Source organism: Pseudomonas sp. LAP_36 (genome assembly GCF_019456785.1).
GTDB lineage: Bacteria > Pseudomonadota > Gammaproteobacteria > Pseudomonadales > Pseudomonadaceae > Aquipseudomonas > Aquipseudomonas tritici.
Map to the genome: position 1 here is coordinate 278,652 of NZ_JAHZMS010000003.1, position 15,900 is coordinate 294,551.

Annotated in this window: 18 protein-coding genes; 9 read left to right on the forward strand and 9 right to left on the reverse strand. The window is 61.0% G+C overall.

Going from position 1 to position 15,900, the window contains the following annotated elements; all coding sequences use genetic code 11:
• The first annotated feature begins 8 nt into the window (after positions 1-8).
• The 4 genes from JBO08_RS12350 to JBO08_RS12365 are packed head-to-tail and all read left to right on the forward strand — an operon-like array spanning position 9 to position 2,576.
• Positions 9-443 (forward strand): DUF4426 domain-containing protein, encoded by a 435-nt coding sequence (locus tag JBO08_RS12350; protein WP_065871951.1) that lies wholly within the window; start codon positions 9-11, stop codon positions 441-443.
• Positions 440-1,036 carry an RdgB/HAM1 family non-canonical purine NTP pyrophosphatase gene (gene rdgB, locus JBO08_RS12355; RefSeq protein WP_065871952.1) on the forward strand — a complete coding sequence of 199 codons (597 nt, stop codon included), beginning with the start codon at positions 440-442 and terminating at the stop codon, positions 1,034-1,036. The genes JBO08_RS12350 and rdgB overlap by 4 nt, the downstream gene beginning before the upstream one ends.
• Positions 1,033-2,235 carry a radical SAM family heme chaperone HemW gene (hemW, locus tag JBO08_RS12360; protein WP_065880186.1) on the forward strand — a complete coding sequence of 401 codons (1,203 nt, stop codon included), beginning with the start codon at positions 1,033-1,035 and terminating at the stop codon, positions 2,233-2,235. Before rdgB ends, hemW begins: the two co-directional genes overlap by 4 nt.
• A gap of 17 nt (positions 2,236-2,252) precedes the next feature.
• Positions 2,253-2,576 (forward strand): DUF3392 domain-containing protein, encoded by a 324-nt coding sequence (locus JBO08_RS12365; protein WP_010207241.1) that lies wholly within the window; start codon positions 2,253-2,255, stop codon positions 2,574-2,576.
• Positions 2,577-2,720: 144 nt separating this feature from the next.
• Here the strand turns inward: JBO08_RS12365 and trmB are convergent, their stop codons facing one another.
• The 4 genes from trmB to JBO08_RS12385 form a co-directional block, all read right to left on the reverse strand.
• Positions 2,721-3,446 (reverse strand): tRNA (guanosine(46)-N7)-methyltransferase TrmB, encoded by a 726-nt coding sequence (trmB, locus tag JBO08_RS12370; RefSeq protein WP_065891351.1) that lies wholly within the window; start codon positions 3,444-3,446, stop codon positions 2,721-2,723.
• 9 nt (positions 3,447-3,455) lie between these two features.
• Positions 3,456-4,250, reverse strand: a complete 795-nt coding sequence (locus tag JBO08_RS12375) for a thiazole synthase (RefSeq protein ID WP_220074698.1) — start codon at positions 4,248-4,250, stop codon at positions 3,456-3,458.
• A 53-nt stretch (positions 4,251-4,303) separates the two neighbouring features.
• Positions 4,304-4,504: a sulfur carrier protein ThiS gene (gene thiS, locus JBO08_RS12380; RefSeq protein ID WP_175403039.1), complete on the reverse strand. Its 201-nt coding sequence runs from the start codon at positions 4,502-4,504 to the stop codon at positions 4,304-4,306.
• 71 nt (positions 4,505-4,575) lie between these two features.
• Positions 4,576-4,953 (reverse strand): DUF423 domain-containing protein, encoded by a 378-nt coding sequence (locus JBO08_RS12385; RefSeq protein WP_065871957.1) that lies wholly within the window; start codon positions 4,951-4,953, stop codon positions 4,576-4,578.
• 74 nt (positions 4,954-5,027) lie between these two features.
• On the opposite strand from JBO08_RS12385, the gene mtgA reads away from it, so the two are divergent.
• The gene (gene mtgA, locus JBO08_RS12390; protein WP_220074697.1) at positions 5,028-5,750 is read left to right on the forward strand and encodes a monofunctional biosynthetic peptidoglycan transglycosylase; all 723 of its coding nucleotides are present in this window, start codon (positions 5,028-5,030) and stop codon (positions 5,748-5,750) included.
• 192 nt (positions 5,751-5,942) lie between these two features.
• On the opposite strand, the gene rpoH is transcribed toward mtgA, so the two are convergent.
• The 4 genes from rpoH to ftsY all read right to left on the reverse strand — a co-directional run bounded on the left by rpoH (position 5,943) and on the right by ftsY (position 10,022).
• Positions 5,943-6,797, reverse strand: a complete 855-nt coding sequence (gene rpoH, locus JBO08_RS12395; protein ID WP_003176698.1) for an RNA polymerase sigma factor RpoH — start codon at positions 6,795-6,797, stop codon at positions 5,943-5,945.
• Positions 6,798-6,925: 128 nt separating this feature from the next.
• Complete coding sequence (gene ftsX, locus JBO08_RS12400) at positions 6,926-7,951, reverse strand: permease-like cell division protein FtsX (protein WP_065871959.1); 1,026 nt, start codon at positions 7,949-7,951, stop codon at positions 6,926-6,928.
• Positions 7,948-8,619, reverse strand: coding sequence for a cell division ATP-binding protein FtsE (ftsE, locus tag JBO08_RS12405; RefSeq protein WP_003213784.1), 672 nt, complete (start codon positions 8,617-8,619; stop codon positions 7,948-7,950). The genes ftsX and ftsE overlap by 4 nt, the downstream gene beginning before the upstream one ends.
• Positions 8,616-10,022, reverse strand: a complete 1,407-nt coding sequence (gene ftsY, locus JBO08_RS12410) for a signal recognition particle-docking protein FtsY (RefSeq protein ID WP_220074696.1) — start codon at positions 10,020-10,022, stop codon at positions 8,616-8,618. Before ftsY ends, ftsE begins: the two co-directional genes overlap by 4 nt.
• 232 nt (positions 10,023-10,254) lie before the next feature.
• On the opposite strand from ftsY, the gene JBO08_RS12415 reads away from it, so the two are divergent.
• From JBO08_RS12415 to JBO08_RS12430, 4 genes are all read left to right on the forward strand, one after another.
• The gene (locus JBO08_RS12415; protein ID WP_065871961.1) at positions 10,255-11,610 is read left to right on the forward strand and encodes a pitrilysin family protein; all 1,356 of its coding nucleotides are present in this window, start codon (positions 10,255-10,257) and stop codon (positions 11,608-11,610) included.
• On the forward strand, positions 11,603-13,093 hold the full coding sequence (locus JBO08_RS12420) for a pitrilysin family protein (protein ID WP_065880191.1): 1,491 nt from the start codon (positions 11,603-11,605) through the stop codon (positions 13,091-13,093). Before JBO08_RS12415 ends, JBO08_RS12420 begins: the two co-directional genes overlap by 8 nt.
• A complete protein-coding gene (gene rsmD / locus JBO08_RS12425; protein ID WP_065880192.1) occupies positions 13,093-13,710 on the forward strand; it encodes a 16S rRNA (guanine(966)-N(2))-methyltransferase RsmD in 618 nt (205 codons plus the stop codon). The genes JBO08_RS12420 and rsmD overlap by 1 nt, the downstream gene beginning before the upstream one ends.
• A gap of 198 nt (positions 13,711-13,908) precedes the next feature.
• Positions 13,909-14,904, forward strand: coding sequence for a hydrolase (locus JBO08_RS12430; RefSeq protein WP_065910010.1), 996 nt, complete (start codon positions 13,909-13,911; stop codon positions 14,902-14,904).
• Positions 14,905-15,024: 120 nt separating this feature from the next.
• On the opposite strand, the gene JBO08_RS12435 is transcribed toward JBO08_RS12430, so the two are convergent.
• Entirely contained in the window at positions 15,025-15,879 is an 855-nt protein-coding gene (locus tag JBO08_RS12435) for a sulfurtransferase (protein ID WP_065871965.1), read from the reverse strand.
• Positions 15,880-15,900: the final 21 nt, after the last annotated feature.

Consider the following 15,900-nt stretch of genomic DNA (forward strand, 5'->3'; position numbering starts at 1 on the left):
GGACGTTCATGAGTCGTTTGGCTGTTTTTCTATTGACCGCTTGCCTGGGTGCCAGCGCCATGGCCGCGGACGCTATCGACGCAAATCGCAAGAAAGACTTCGGCGATATCACTGTCCACTACAACACCTTCACTTCCAGCTTCCTGCAGCCGGAAACCGCCCAGAAGATCGGCGTGGTGCGCAGCAAGGAGAAGGGTTTGATCAACGTCACCGTGATCAAGGGCGTAACCCCGGTGGCGGCGCAAGTAACGGGCACCATCAAGGATTTGGGCGGTAAGAGCGAGATACTGACGTTCAAGCAAATCGAAGAAAAAGGCGGGATTAATTACCTCGCGCCTTACTCCGTGACGCAGCGCGAATACAAGACGTTTACCATCAATGTTGAAACCGGTGGCAAAGCCCATAGCTTCCAATTCAACCAGGAACTGTTTCCGGCGCAATGATGAACCTAACCCAACTCGTACTCGCCAGCCACAACGCCGGCAAGCTTAAAGAACTCCAGGCAATGCTCGGCGAATCCGTGCAATTGCGCTCGATTGGCGAGTTCAGCCAGGTGGAGCCGGAAGAGACCGGCCTGTCGTTCGTCGAGAACGCCATCCTCAAGGCACGCAATGCGGCACGTATTTCCGGCCTGCCGGCGCTGGCGGATGACTCGGGCCTGGCGGTGGACTTCCTCGGCGGCGCCCCCGGCATTTACTCGGCACGCTACGCCGACGGCAAAGGCGACGCGGCCAACAACGCCAAGCTGCTCGACGCCCTCAAGGATGTACCGGACGCGATGCGCGGCGCGCAGTTCGTGTGTGTGCTGGCCCTGGTGCGACATGCCGATGATCCATTGCCGATCCTGTGCGAAGGCCTGTGGCACGGGCGCATTCTGCATGCGGCCAGCGGCGAGCATGGTTTTGGCTATGACCCACTGTTCTGGGTGCCGGAACGTAATGTCTCGAGCGCCGAGTTGAGCCCTGCCGACAAGAACCAGATCAGCCACCGTGCTCGCGCAATGGATTTGCTGCGCCAACGCCTGAGCCTGAAATGACCCAGAACACCTCCGCGCAGCCGCTGATCCATGGCGGCGCGCAAACACCCCGGGCGGCCCTGCCTGTGCTGCCGCCCCTGGCGCTGTATATCCACATCCCGTGGTGCGTGCGCAAATGCCCCTATTGCGACTTCAACTCCCACACCGCCAGCAAGGTGCTGCCGGAAGAAGAGTATGTGGACGCCTTGCTGGCCGATCTCGATCAGGACCTGCATGCGGTTTACGGTCGCGAACTGAGTTCGATCTTCTTTGGTGGTGGTACGCCCAGCCTGTTCAGCGCCGCAGCGCTGGGCCGCTTGCTTGAGGGCGTGAAAGCGCGCATCCCGTTTGCCAGCGATATAGAGATCACCCTGGAAGCCAACCCCGGGACGTTCGAGCAAGAGAAGTTCGTGGCTTATCGCAAGCTGGGGATCAATCGCCTGTCCATCGGCATCCAGAGTTTCCAGCAGGAAAAGCTCCAGGCCTTGGGACGTATCCACAATGGTGATGAAGCCGTGCGTGCAGCGGGCATGGCGCGCCTGGCCGGGTTTGATAACTTCAACCTGGACTTGATGCACGGTTTGCCCGATCAGTCCCTGGACGACGCGTTGAGCGATTTGCGCCAAGCCATCGCGCTCAAACCCACGCACTTGTCGTGGTACCAACTGACCCTGGAGCCCAACACCGTATTCTGGAACCAGCCGCCCGCGCTGCCGGAAGACGATACGCTGTGGGATATTCAGGAAGCGGGCCAGGCGCTGCTTGCTGAACACGGTTACGCGCAATATGAAGTCTCGGCCTATGCCCAGCCAGGTCGTCCGGCGCGGCATAACCTGAACTACTGGAGCTTCGGTGACTTTATCGGCATCGGCGCCGGCGCCCACGGCAAACTCAGCCATCCGGACGGGCGCATCGTGCGCACCTGGAAGACGCGAGCGCCGAAGGACTATCTCAACCCGGCTAAAAGCTTTCAGGCTGGGGCGAAAGAGCTGACTAACGAGGAACTGCCGTTTGAATTCCTGATGAACGCTTTGCGCCTGACCGACGGTGTCGAAGCCAAGCTCTACGCCGAGCGCACCGGCCTCGATCTGGCAAGCCTGGATGACGCACGCACGGATGCAGAACAAAGCGGCTTAATGCAGGTCGAACCGTCACGCCTGGCGGCGACCGACCGCGGGCAACTCTTTCTCAATGACCTGCTGCAAAAGTTTTTGAGCTGACGCTCTAAGGAAATCGAATGGATTTGGTACTCGACCTGCTCGCCACCGTATCCCGCTGGAGCCGCAGCAACCTGTCGGAAATATCCTTGGCCCTTGTCGGCTGTTTGCTGGTGCTGTTTGGCGCTGATATCAAAGGCTGGGTAGAAGCCCGCCTGGGCAGCGTCGCCGGCGCATTGCGCGTACCGTTGATGGCGCTGCTGTGCATGATCGGCAGCGGCGCGGCGTTGATCTATGCCACGCCGTGGATTGTGCGAGGGTTGAGCCAGTTCAATAACTACAGCCTGGCACCGGTGTTGGTGGTGGTGCTGGTGTTGATTGGCGTGGTTGCCGACCGTCGCTGACCTCAGCTACAACACAAAAGCAAATGTGGGAGCGGGCTTGCTCGCGAATACGGTGGATCAGTCGACATTTTCAGTGACTGACACACCGCATTCGCGAGCAAGCCCGCTCCCACATTTTTGACTGCATTCCAAGCTAGTGGCCTGTCAGTCAACCTTCTCGAACTTCAAATCCCAAACCCCATGCCCCAATCGCTCGCCGCGACGTTCGAACTTGGTGATCGGGCGTTCAGCCGGGCGTGGCACGCATTTGCCGTCTTCGGCCAGGTTGCGGTAGCCAGGGGCCACGCTCATGACTTCCAGCATGTATTCCGCGTAAGGTTCCCAGTCGGTGGCCATGTGCAAGATGCCGCCGACTTTGAGCTTGCTGCGCACCAGCTCCGCGAAGGACGCCTGGACGATACGACGCTTGTGGTGACGGGATTTATGCCAAGGATCAGGGAAGAACAGCATCAGGCGATCAAGGCTGTTGTCGGCGATGCAGCGGTTGAGCACTTCGATCGCGTCGCAGTCGTAGACCCGCAGGTTGGTCAACCCTTGGGTCAACACGCCGTTGAGCAGCGCGCCAACACCCGGGCGGTGCACTTCAACACCGATGAAATCCTGTTCTGGCGAGGCTGCGGCCATTTCCAGCAGGGAGTGGCCCATGCCGAAGCCGATTTCAAGGGAACGCGGGGCCGAACGGCCGAATACCTGGTCGTAATCCACCGGCGCGTCGGCCAGGGGCAGCACAAACAATGGCGTGCCTTGCTCCAGGCCCTTTTGCTGGCCTTCGGTCATGCGACCGGCGCGCATCACAAAACTCTTGATGCGGCGATGCTTGGACTCGTCGGCTTCGTCCAGAGTGTTCGGCGTTTCGTTTGATTCAGTCATCAATGGCTCTTACTTGATCAGACCATCCAGCGGCGAGGAGGCGCTGGCGTAGAGTTTTTTTGGCATGCGACCGGCGAGGTACGCCAGGCGGCCCGCGACGATGGCGTGTTTCATGGCTTCGGCCATCATGATTGGCTGTCGGGCATGGGCGATGGCTGAGTTCATCAGCACCGCGTCGCAGCCCAGTTCCATGGCGATGGTAGCGTCGGAGGCAGTGCCTACGCCCGCGTCCACCAGTACGGGAATATTGGCTTCTTCGAGGATGATCTGCAGGTTGTACGGATTGCAGATACCCAGGCCGGAACCGATCAGACCGGCCAGCGGCATTACGGCGATACAACCGATTTCGGCCAGTTGGCGCGCGATGATCGGGTCATCGCTGGTGTAGACCATCACGTCGAAGCCTTCCTTGACCAGCGTTTCAGCAGCCTTGAGGGTCTCGATCACGTTGGGAAACAGGGTTTTCTGGTCGGCCAGCACTTCCAGCTTCACCAGATTATGGCCGTCGAGCAGCTCACGGGCCAGGCGGCAGGTGCGCACGGCTTCGATGGCGTCATAGCACCCGGCGGTGTTCGGCAAGAAGGTGTAGCGATCCGGCGAGAGGACTTCGAGCAGGTTCGGCTCGCCTTCTATCTGGCCGAGGTTGGTGCGGCGCACGGCGAAGGTGACGATCTCGGCGCCCGAGGCTTCGATGGCCAGACGGGTTTCTTCCATGTCGCGGTACTTGCCGGTACCCACTAACAGGCGGGACTGGTAGGTACGACCGGCCAGGACGAAGGGCTTGTCGCTACGAACGATGCTCATGGGAAATCCTCGAAATGGGGGTGAGGTTCTGCAGAATTCAGCAAGCTGCGCGACTAGCCGCCGCCGATGGCGTGGACCACTTCGACCTGGTCACCGTCGGTGAGCGCGGTCTCGGCGTGCTGGCTACGCGGGACGATATCCAGGTTGAGTTCCACTGCGACGCGACGCCCGGTCAGGTCCAGACGGGTCAGCAGGGCCGCAACGGTTTCACCGTCGGGCAGTTCAAGGAATTCGCCGTTCAACTGAATGCGCATGCCAGGGGCCGCCATCGTTTTTAGGGGCCAGCATTCTAGCCCGATTGACGTAGCGGGCCCAAGTCCCTCGGTCAGATCGCCTGCAAACGCCAGGCAGCCAAACCAAGGAAGAACCAGCCGAGCAGAAAAGCCAGGCCACCAAATGGCGTGATGATGCCGAGCTTGCTGATACCGGTCATCGTCAGCACATACAGGCTGCCGGAGAACAGCAGGATGCCGATGACAAAGGAGATGCCCGCCCAGGTGACCAGCCGACCCGGAATGTGCGCAGCCAACAGTGCCACGCCAAACAGGGCCAGGGTGTGCACCAGTTGGTAGGTCACGCCGGTATGGAAGATCGCCAGGTATTCGGCGCTCAGACGATTCTTCAGGCCGTGGGCGGCGAAGGCGCCAAGGGCGACACCGGTGAAGCCGAAAAAGGCAGCCAGCATCAGAAAGCTACGCAGCATGAGGAACTCCAGTCAGACTCATCGGGCAGGGTCTGTATAATGGCCCGCTCAACGGGTTCGGCCAAGCCATCTCTATGCTGCGTGTCCTCTTCAAACGCTTTCTCAACGTCGTCAAATGGTTCGCCATCGGCAGTGTGCTGTTGGTGCTGCTGTTTCGCTTCGTCCCGCCGCCCTTCACTGCGCTGATGGTGGAGCGCAAGGTCGAATCCTGGTTTGACGGCGAGCCCATCGACCTGCAGCGCAGCTGGGTGCCGTGGGACGAGATCTCCGATGACCTCAAAATGGCGGTGATGGCCGGTGAAGACCAGCGTTTCCCGCAGCACTGGGGCTTTGATTTCGGCGCAATCCAGGCGGCGATCCAGCACAACGAGCGCGGTGGTTCGATACGCGGCGCCAGCACGTTGAGCCAGCAGGTGTCGAAAAACCTGTTCCTGTGGGCCGGCCGCAGTTATTTGCGCAAAGGCCTGGAGGCGTGGTTTACCGGGCTGATCGAGGTGTTGTGGCCCAAGCAGCGGATTCTTGAGGTGTACCTCAACAGCGTTGAGTGGGATGAGGGAGTGTTTGGTGCAGAAGCGGCAGCGCGGCATCACTTTGGGGTAAGTGCCAAGGGCCTTTCGCGGCAGCAGGCCAGCTATTTGGCCGCTGTACTGCCTAACCCTCGGGTCTGGAGTGCCAGCCACCCGACGGCGTATGTGGCAAGGCGCGCGGCGTGGATTCGGCGGCAGATGAGCCAGCTGGGTGGGGAGGGTTATCTGGTTGAGTTGAATAACTCGCGCAAAGCCCCCTGGTCCGACTGACACCACACGGTTCCTGTGGGAGCTGGCTTGCCTGCGATAAGGGCCTGCCAGATAACCCTTTGGAAACTGACACACCGCTATCGCAGGCAAGCCAGCTCCCACAGTGAACCGCGTTGAGCTTCAGGTTTTCTAATACATACAAAAATGCCCCGATCTTTCGAGCGGGGCATTTTTTTGGCTTTTCGCAGCGTTTTAGGCGGCGATCGACAACTTTAGCTTATTCATCGCGCTTTTCTCAAGCTGACGAATCCGCTCGGCCGACACGTTATACTTCTGTGCCAGGTCGTGCAGCGTGGCTTTTTCTTCTGCCAGCCAGCGCTGGTAGAGGATGTCACGGCTGCGGTCGTCCAGCACTTCCAACGCTTCGTGCAGGTTGTGGTTGGAATTGTCGCTCCAGTCCGCATCCTCCAGTTGACGCGCCGGGTCGTACCGGTGGTCTTCCAGGTAATTGGCCGGCGATTGGAAAGCGCTGTCGTCGTCCGCTTCGGCGGCCGGGTCGAAGGCCATGTCATGGCCGGTCAGGCGGCTTTCCATCTCGCGCACTTCACGAGGTTCCACGCCGAGGCTTTCGGCCACGCGGTGGACTTCCTCGTTGTTCAACCACGCCAAACGCTTTTTCTGGCTGCGCAGGTTGAAGAACAGCTTGCGCTGGGCCTTGGTGGTCGCGACTTTCACGATGCGCCAGTTGCGCAGGATGAACTCGTGAATTTCCGCCTTGATCCAGTGCACAGCAAACGACACCAGACGCACACCCATCTCAGGGTTGAAGCGCTTTACAGCCTTCATCAGGCCGACGTTGCCTTCCTGGATCAGGTCAGCCTGGGCCAGGCCGTAGCCACTATAGCTACGGGCGATATGTACGACAAAACGCAGGTGGGCGAGCACCATCTGCCGAGCCGCCCCCAAATCCTGCTCATAGTAGAGACTCTCGGCCAGTTCACGCTCCTGCTCAGGCGTCAGCAATGGAATGCTGTTCACCGTGTGCACATAGGCTTCCAGGTTCGCACCTGGCACCAAGGCATAAGCAGGTTGCAAAGAAGTGGTCATACGAAAAAACCTCCGACTCACATAACTCGTGCAGTTCAGCACTGCGAAAATTGACCGGGAACCGTAGGACAAGTTCCCTAAACCACTGATACGGTCAATACAACGTAACCACATTAATCTGACATTAACTACTTCGGTGCCAACTCACGTAAGTGCCGCGCAACCGCAATCCACGCACCGATATACCCCAACAATACTGCGCCAAGCAAGAGGCTCAAACCATCGGCGACCGGCACACCGGCCAAGGCGAAATCACTGCCATACAGCCCAGCAAGCCCGACAACCGCGTCGTTCAGCCAATCAAGGCCAAACGCCAGTACGCCCCAGGACAAAATCCCGGCACCGAAGCCATAAAGCGCGCCCATGTACAGAAATGGACGACGCACATAGCTGTCCGTGCCGCCGACCAGTTTAATCACTTCTATCTCGGTGCGACGGTTTTCAATATGAAGACGAATGGTATTACCTATCACCAAAAGTAATGCAGAGACCAACAGCACCGTCAAACCGAACACAAACCGGTCGCCCAGCTTAAGGATCGCCGCCAGCCGCTCAACCCAGACTAGATCAAGTTGCGCCTGTTGCACCTTGGGCATCTCTGCGAGTTTTTGTCGCAGGGCTTCCAGCGCTGGCTTATCGACTTCATTCGGCGTTACCAGAACCACGCCCGGCAGCGGGTTCTGCGGCAGCTCCTTGAGCGCCTCGCCCAGGCCGGACTGCTGCTGGAACTCCTCAAGGGCCTGATCGCGGCTGATGTACTCAGCCTCTGCCACGCCCGGCATATTCTTGATGTCATCGCGCAAGGACTCGCCGTCTTTGGCGCTGGCGTCGATGTTCAAGTACAGGGAAATCTGCGCCGCGCGCTGCCAGGAACCGCCCAGGCGCTCCACATTGTTGAGCAACAACGACAAACCCATCGGCAGGCTCAAGGCCACGGCCATCACCAGGCAGGTGAAAAAGCTGCCAATCGGCTGCTTGCCCAGGCGACGCAGGCTGTCGAGCAAGCTGGCGCGATGGCTTTCGATCCAGGCACGCAGCAAGGTGCTGAAGTCCGGGCCGTCATCGTCGTCGTGTTTTTTCTTCTTCTGCGGTTGCGGGTCGGCCGGTTTCGGCGCCACGCGCTCGGAGACTTTAGGGCTGCGTGTCGCACTCATACGCCGGCCTCCCCGTCACCGATCAGGCGGCCGCGTTGCAGGGTCAGCATGCGATGGCGCATGCGTGCGATCAGCGCCAGGTCATGGCTGGCGATCAGCACGCTGGTGCCCAGGCGGTTGATGTCTTCGAATACCCCCATGATCTCGGCCGCCAGTCGCGGGTCGAGGTTACCGGTGGGCTCATCCGCCAGCAGCAAGGCCGGGCGATGCACAATGGCGCGGGCGATACCGACGCGCTGTTGCTGGCCGGTGGACAGGTCGCCGGGGTAGAGGTCGGTCTTGTCCGACAGCGCCACGCGCTCGAGGGCCGAATCCACACGTTTGACGATCTCGGCCTTGGACAGCCCGAGGATCTGCAACGGCAGCGCGATGTTATTGAACACCGTGCGGTCGAACAGCAACTGGTGGTTCTGGAACACCACGCCGATCTGGCGGCGCAGGAAGGGAATCTGCGCATTGCTGATAGTGGCCAGATCCTGGCCCGCCAGCAGCAGTTTGCCGGTGGTTGGGCGCTCCATGGCCAGCAGCAGGCGCAGCAAGGTACTTTTGCCTGCACCGGAATGGCCGGTGACAAACAAGAATTCGCCACGACGCACTCGAAAGCTCAGCTCATGCAAGCCGACATGCCCGTTAGCATAGCGTTTACCGACCTGTTCGAATCGAATCATGAACGCTCCCGCTCGGCAAACAGTGCCTGTACAAAGGGTTCGGCTTCAAAGGTGCGCAGGTCGTCGATGCCTTCACCGACGCCGATGTAACGAATCGGCAACCCGAACTGTTTGGCCAGGGCGAAGATCACACCGCCCTTGGCCGTGCCGTCGAGCTTAGTCAATGCCAGGCCGGTCAGTTGCACCGTCTGGTTGAATTGTTTGGCTTGGCTGATGGCGTTCTGGCCGGTACCAGCGTCGAGCACCAGCAGCACTTCGTGCGGCGCGTCTGCATCGAGCTTGCCGATCACGCGGCGCACTTTCTTCAGCTCTTCCATCAAATTGTCTTTGGTGTGCAGGCGACCGGCGGTATCGGCGATCAGCACGTCGATGTTGCGCGCCTTGGCGGCTTGCACGGCATCGAAGATCACCGAAGCGGAATCGGCGCCGGTGTGCTGGGCGATGACCGGGATCTTGTTGCGCTCGCCCCAGACCTGCAGCTGCTCAACCGCGGCAGCACGGAAGGTATCGCCAGCGGCCAGCATGACCTTCTTGCCTTCCGACTGCAGTTTCTTGGCCAGTTTACCAATGGTGGTGGTCTTGCCGGCGCCGTTGACGCCCACGACCAGGATCACGAACGGCTTGTTCGGGGTGATCAACAGCGGCGCTTCCACCGGCTTGAGCATCGCGGCCAACTCGGCCTGCAGGGATTTGTACAGCGCGTCGGCGTCGGTCAGTTGCTTACGTGCGACCTTCTGGGTGAGGCTCTGGATGATCACGGCAGTGGCTTCGACACCCACGTCGGCGGTGAGCAGACGGGTTTCGATGTCTTCCAGCAGTTCGTCATCGATGACTTTTTTGCCGAGGAACAGGCTGGCCATGCCTTCGCCGATGCTGGCGCTGGTTTTGCTCAGGCCTTGCTTGAGGCGGGTGAAGAAGCCGGCTTTGCTGGTTTCTGCAGTGGCGGCGACAGGCTCGGGCTCGACGGCGGCAGGCGCGGCAACGGCAACAGGCGCGGGTTCGACGACCACTGGCGCAGGCACTTCAACGACGGGCGGCGCTTCGACCACGATTTCAACCGGCTCAGCCACAGCCGGAATCGGCGGTGCCACATGCTCGGCCTGCACATCTTCAACCAACGCCACAGGCTCTTCGGCCACCGGCAACTCAGGCCACGGCTTGTGCTCTTGCTCTGGCTCAACCTCTGCCAGCGGCTGCAACACCGGCTCAGCCATCGGCAACACCACCGGCGCTGGCGTTTCAGCGACCGGTTCGGCTTCTACTATAGGGTCTGGGATCGGTTCAGCGTGAACCTGCGGCTGTTCAGCGACGGTTTCCTGCGGCTTTTTGCGCAGCCATCCGAACAGGCCTTTCTTCTCGCCAGCCGCAGCTGGGGTCTTCTTGTCGTCGTTGGAACCAAACATGGAGACGGCTATCTCAAGGTAGCGACGCGCCAAGGGGCGCTTCGGTAAATAAAATTCGATGCGTAACAGACTGTTTTTTAGCCAGCTCGTTCATGCGCAACATTTTGTAAGGCCTAAATAGGGCCTCAACAGGACCGCCGCAGTGGCCGTCCCTTAGTCGGATCAGTATCCTAGCACCTCCTCGCCCGCCGACGCTAAGACCAAGCGGGCAGCCCAACAGGTTTAAAAACGAATGAATGCTCTAGCCCGCCGCGCCGCAGGCCTGCTGTTCGGTACAGTTTGTCTGCCTCTTTCAGCCTTGGCTGCCGATCCACAACCCACCCATGAATTCACCCTCGACAACGGCCTCAAGGTGGTCGTGCGCGAAGACCATCGCGCTCCGGTGGTGGTTTCCCAGGTTTGGTACAAGGTTGGTTCGAGCTATGAAACCCCGGGGCAGACCGGTTTGTCTCACGCCCTGGAGCACATGATGTTCAAGGGCAGCGCCAAAGTGGGCCCCGGCGAAGCGTCGCTGATCCTGCGCGACCTCGGCGCCGAAGAAAACGCGTTCACCAGTGACGACTACACCGCTTATTACCAAGTGCTGGCCCGCGACCGCCTGGGCGTGGCCTTTGAACTGGAAGCCGATCGCATGGCCAGCCTGCGCTTGCCGGCCGACGAGTTCAGCCGCGAGATCGAGGTGATCAAGGAAGAGCGCCGCCTGCGCACCGATGATAATCCGATGTCCAAGGCCTATGAGCGCTTCAAGGCCATGGCCTTCCCGGCCAGCGGTTATCACACGCCGACCATCGGCTGGATGGCCGACCTGGACCGCATGAAGGTCGAAGAGCTGCGCCACTGGTACCAATCCTGGTATGTACCGAACAACGCCACCCTGGTTGTGGTCGGTGATGTGACCCCGGACGAAGTGAAAACCCTGGCCCAACGTTACTTCGGCCCGATCCCCAAGCGTGACGTGCCACCGGCCAAGATCCCGATGGAGCTGGCCGAGCCCGGCGAGCGCCTGCTGACGATGCACGTGCAGACCCAACTGCCGAGCGTGATCCTGGGCTTCAACGTGCCTGGCCTGGCCACCGCCGAAGACAAACGCTCGGTCCAGGCCCTGCGCCTGATCTCGGCCTTGCTGGACGGCGGCTACAGCGCACGCATCTCGGAACAGTTGGAACGTGGCGAGGAACTGGTCTCCGCTGCCTCCACCAACTACGACGCCTACACCCGTGGCGACACCCTGTTCATGCTGACCGCCACCCCCAACCAGCAGAAAAAGAAAACCGTGGCCCAAGCCGAAGCCGGCCTGTGGCGCCTGCTGGAAGAGCTGAAAGCCAAACCACCGACCGCCGAAGAACTGGAACGCATCCGCGCCCAGGTCATTGCCGGCCTGGTCTACCAGCGTGATTCCATCACCAGCCAGGCTACGGCCATCGGCTCGCTGGAAACCGTCGGCCTGTCCTGGAAGCTGATGGACAGCGAACTCGCCGACCTGCAAAGCGTGACCCCGGAAGATATCCAGAAAGCCGCGCGCACCTATTTCACCCGCGAACGTCTCAGCGTCGCCCATGTCCTGCCCCAGGAGACCGCTCATGAGTGATCGCAAAAACAGCCGCCTGATCTTTCCAGGCCTGATCGCTGTCACCTTGATCGCCGCCGGCGCCGTGTACTTCCTGCGCCCGACTGAATCGGTTGCGAGCCCGGCGCTGGAAAAAGCCCAATCGGGCAACACACTGCAATCCCTGGCGGAACTGGACGGCAAGGCGCCGACCAACCGCAAGCTCGACGTGCAAACCTGGAATACCGCCGAAGGCGCCAAGGTGCTGTTCGTCGAAGCCCACGAACTGCCGATGTTCGACGTGCGCATCCTGTTCGCCGCTGGCAGCAGCCAGGACGGCGACGTGCCTGGCCTGGCGCTGATGACCAACGCCATGCTCAACGAAGGCGTGCCGGGCAAGGACGTGAGCCAGATTGCCCGCGACTTTGAAGGCCTGGGCGCGGACTTTGGCAATGGCGCATTTCGCGACATGGCGCTGGTTTCCCTGCGCAGCCTGAGCGACAGCGATAAACGCGACGCCGCCTTGACCCTGTTTGATCAAGTGATCGGCAAGCCCACCTTCCCGGCCGACTCCCTGGCGCGGATCAAGAACCAGATCCTGGCCGGCTTTGAGTACCAGAAGCAAAACCCTGGCAAGCTGGCGAGCCTCGAGCTGTTCAAGCGCTTGTACGGTGACCACCCTTACGCTCACCCGAGCGAAGGCACGCCGCAAAGCGTGCCGAAGATTACCCTGGCGCAGTTGCAGGCGTTCCACGCCAAGGCTTATGCAGCGGGCAACGCGGTGATTGCGGTGGTGGGTGACCTGACCCGCGCCGAAGCTGAAGCCATGACGGCCAAGATTTCCTCATCGCTGCCCAAAGGCCCAGCCCTGGCAAAAATCGCCCAGCCGACCGAGCCCAAGCCCGGCCTGACCCGTATCGAGTTCCCGTCCAAGCAGACGCACCTGCTGTTCGCGCAACTGGGTATCGACCGCGCCGACCCGGACTACGCAGCCTTGTCCTTGGGCAACCAGATCCTCGGCGGCGGCGGTTTCGGCACTCGCTTGATGAGTGAAGTGCGTGAAAAGCGCGGCCTGACCTACGGCGTGTACTCTGGTTTCTCGCCGATGCAGGTGCGCGGACCGTTCATGATCAATCTGCAGACCCGCGCCGAAATGAGCGGCGGCACCCTGCGCCTGGTTGAGGATGTGGTGGCCGACTACCTCAAGACCGGCCCGACGCAAAAAGAACTGGATGACGCCAAGCGTGAGCTGGCTGGCAGCTTCCCGCTGTCTACCGCGAGCAACGCCGATATCGTCGGGCAGCTGGGCGCGATGGGTTTCTACAACCTGCCGCTGAGCTATCTGGAAGATTTCATGAAACAATCCCAGGCCCTGACCGTAGAACAGGTCAAGGCTGCAATGAATAAACACTTGAGCGCCGACAAGATGGTCATCGTGACCGCCGGCCCGACGATTGCGCAAAAGCCACTACCGCCCCCCACTGATAAACCCGCCGAGCAGCCGCTCGGGGTTCCGGAGCATTAATGGCCAGTTCATCTCGCCCGAAAAAACCTGTCCACAACGTGCATAACGGTGTGGGCCAGCTGCGCATCATTGGCGGCGAATGGGGCAGCCGCAAGCTGAGCTTCCCCGACGTCGTAGGCCTGCGCCCGACGCCGGATCGCGTGCGCGAAACCCTGTTCAACTGGCTCGCGCCTTACATCGCGGGAGCCAAGGTGCTGGACCCGTTCGCGGGCAGCGGCGCGCTGTTCCTGGAGGCGCTGTCCCGTGGTGCCGCCCAAGCGCAGGCACTGGACGCCAGCAATGTGGCCGTCTCCAGCCTCAAGGAACACTTGGGCACCCTGCGTTGCACCAACGGCCAGGTGCAAACCGCCGACGCGCTGCGCTACCTGGAAACCCAAGCCGCCAGCGAGTACGACGTGGTGTTTCTCGACCCACCGTTCAACCAGAACCTGCTGCCGACCGTGTGTGCGCTGCTGGAAGAACGCCAATGGCTGGCGCCGGATGCGTGGATCTACACTGAAAGTGAGACTGCGCCGTCGACGCTGGGCTTGCCGGGCGCGTGGCGCCTGCACCGGGAGCAGAAGTCCGGCCGGGTGTATTACGCGTTGTGGCACCGTGTGGTCGAAACCGCCGCCTGATCTTTCTGGCTGGATTCAATTGGGGTGAAAGGGCTTGTTGTGGCGAGGGAGTTTGCTCCCGTTGGGCTGCCCAGCAGCCCTAATACCTGCAACTGAGTTCTGACTGAAGAACCGAGGTGTTCTTGATGGGGCTGCTGCGCAGCCCAACGCGAGCAAGCTCGCTCGCCACCCTTAAATGTGCCTGCCGCAGAGAGTGTCATGACCCCTTCCGCCGACCCGTTCACCCCCGCCTTCGGCCTCGGCAACCCACACTTGCAAACGCTGTGGGGGCCGCTGTGCCGCCCCACCACTCATATCGAACGCCAACGCGAACGCCTGTGGCTGGACGACGGCGACTTCCTCGACCTCGACTGGCACGGGCCTCATGACACGCAAGTACCTCTGGTGCTGGTGCTGCACGGGCTGACCGGTTCGTCCAACTCACCCTACGTAGCGGGCTTGCAAAAAGCCCTCGCCGCTCAAGGCTGGGCCAGCGTGGCGCTGAACTGGCGCGGTTGCTCGGGTGAGCCGAACCTGCTGGCACGCAGTTACCACTCTGGCGCCAGCGAAGACCTGGCGGCAGCGATTGCTCATCTGCGCGCCAAGCGACCTTTGGCGCCGTTGTACGCGGTGGGTTATTCCCTGGGCGGCAATGTGCTGCTCAAGCATTTGGGCGAAACCGGAAAGGCGTCGGGGCTGCAAGGCGCGGCGGCGGTGTCGGTGCCGTTTCGCCTGGACCAATGTGCAGACCGGATCGGCCTGGGCTTTTCGCGGATTTATCAAAAGCACTTCATGCGTGAAATGCTCGCGTATATCCGCGTCAAGCAAAGCCGTTTTCTACAGGATGGTCGGGCAGACGGGCTTAAAACCCTGGAAGCCCTGGGCTCACTGGAGAAGATGCGCACATTCTGGGACTTCGATGGCCGCGTCACCGCGCCGCTGCACGGCTACCTGAGTGCAGAGGATTATTACCGCCGCGCATCGAGTCGTTATTACCTGGGCGGCATCCGCACGCCGACCCTGATTATCCAGGCGGCGGATGATCCGTTTGTGTTTGCCCATAGCCTGCCAGAGGCCGGCGAACTGTCGGACTGCACTGAGTTTGAGCTGACGGCCAAGGGTGGGCATGTGGGGTTTGTGGAGGGTTCGCTCAAACGACCAAGCTACTACCTTGAGCGCCGCATCCCCCAATGGCTCCTGACACAACACAGTTAAAAAATGTGGGAGCGGGCTTGCCTGCGATAGCGGTGGGTCAGCCAACCCACCGGTGACTGACACTCCCTCATCGCAGGCAAGCCAGCTCCCCCATTTTGATTGGGTTACATCCCAACAGGCTCAGTCGCCGGTAGCAATCGCCCGCTCCGGATCCGTAATCCACTCACTCCAAGACCCCGCATACAACTTACCCAACGGGTAACCCGCCAGGCTCAGCGCAAACAGGTTGTGGCAGGCCGTCACGCCTGAACCGCAATACGCCACGAGTTCATCCGGCGAGCGCCCCTGGAGCTGGGCAGCAAAGCGCTGCTTAAGCTGATCTGCCGGCAGGAAGCGACCGTCGCTGCCCAGGTTTTCGTTAAACGCCGCGCATTGCGCGCCAGGGATGTGCCCGGCAATCGGATCGATAGGCTCCACTTCGCCGCGAAAACGCGGTTGAGCGCGCGCATCGATCAGCGTCAATCCCGGCTGGCCCAGGCGTTTTTGCAGGTGTTCGGCATCGAGCAGCAGGCGATTGTCCGGCGTCCCCGCGAAAGTCCCAGCTTCAAGGACCGGCGCATCCAGGCTCAACGGGAAACCCGCGGCATGCCATGCCTTGAGGCCGCCATCCAGAATAAACACGCCATCACGCTTGCCCAACCAAACCAACAGCCACCATGCCCGCGCGGCGTAGGCGCCAGGACCGTCGTCATACAGCACCACATCGGTGTCAGCGCTGATGCCCCATGCCCGTAATTGCCGAGCGAACGTTTCAGCCACCGGCAACGGATGACGCCCGGTCACGCCCTTGGTTACTGGCCCGCTCAGATGCCGCTCCAAGTCAGCATACTGCGCGCCCTCGATATGCCCTTCGGCGTAGCTGCAGCGCCCGTAGTCCGGGTCTTCCAGGGCAAAGCGGCAATCCAGGATCACCAACCCGCCAGCCTTCTGGCGCTCGGCCAGTTGCTGGGGGCTGATCAGTTGGGCAAGCGGCATGACGGCCTCCTATGAATAGAT

Coding starts and splice junctions, on each gene's coding strand:
- JBO08_RS12350 (WP_065871951.1), top strand. CDS start 9: ATGAGTCGTTTGGCTGTTTTTCTATTGACCGCTTGCCTGGGTGCCAGC.
- rdgB (WP_065871952.1), top strand. CDS start 440: ATGATGAACCTAACCCAACTCGTACTCGCCAGCCACAACGCCGGCAAG.
- hemW (WP_065880186.1), top strand. CDS start 1,033: ATGACCCAGAACACCTCCGCGCAGCCGCTGATCCATGGCGGCGCGCAA.
- JBO08_RS12365 (WP_010207241.1), top strand. CDS start 2,253: ATGGATTTGGTACTCGACCTGCTCGCCACCGTATCCCGCTGGAGCCGC.
- trmB (WP_065891351.1), bottom strand. CDS start 3,446: ATGACTGAATCAAACGAAACGCCGAACACTCTGGACGAAGCCGACGAG.
- JBO08_RS12375 (WP_220074698.1), bottom strand. CDS start 4,250: ATGAGCATCGTTCGTAGCGACAAGCCCTTCGTCCTGGCCGGTCGTACC.
- thiS (WP_175403039.1), bottom strand. CDS start 4,504: ATGCGCATTCAGTTGAACGGCGAATTCCTTGAACTGCCCGACGGTGAA.
- JBO08_RS12385 (WP_065871957.1), bottom strand. CDS start 4,953: ATGCTGCGTAGCTTTCTGATGCTGGCTGCCTTTTTCGGCTTCACCGGT.
- mtgA (WP_220074697.1), top strand. CDS start 5,028: ATGCTGCGTGTCCTCTTCAAACGCTTTCTCAACGTCGTCAAATGGTTC.
- rpoH (WP_003176698.1), bottom strand. CDS start 6,797: ATGACCACTTCTTTGCAACCTGCTTATGCCTTGGTGCCAGGTGCGAAC.
- ftsX (WP_065871959.1), bottom strand. CDS start 7,951: ATGAGTGCGACACGCAGCCCTAAAGTCTCCGAGCGCGTGGCGCCGAAA.
- ftsE (WP_003213784.1), bottom strand. CDS start 8,619: ATGATTCGATTCGAACAGGTCGGTAAACGCTATGCTAACGGGCATGTC.
- ftsY (WP_220074696.1), bottom strand. CDS start 10,022: ATGTTTGGTTCCAACGACGACAAGAAGACCCCAGCTGCGGCTGGCGAG.
- JBO08_RS12415 (WP_065871961.1), top strand. CDS start 10,255: ATGAATGCTCTAGCCCGCCGCGCCGCAGGCCTGCTGTTCGGTACAGTT.
- JBO08_RS12420 (WP_065880191.1), top strand. CDS start 11,603: ATGAGTGATCGCAAAAACAGCCGCCTGATCTTTCCAGGCCTGATCGCT.
- rsmD (WP_065880192.1), top strand. CDS start 13,093: ATGGCCAGTTCATCTCGCCCGAAAAAACCTGTCCACAACGTGCATAAC.
- JBO08_RS12430 (WP_065910010.1), top strand. CDS start 13,909: ATGACCCCTTCCGCCGACCCGTTCACCCCCGCCTTCGGCCTCGGCAAC.
- JBO08_RS12435 (WP_065871965.1), bottom strand. CDS start 15,879: ATGCCGCTTGCCCAACTGATCAGCCCCCAGCAACTGGCCGAGCGCCAG.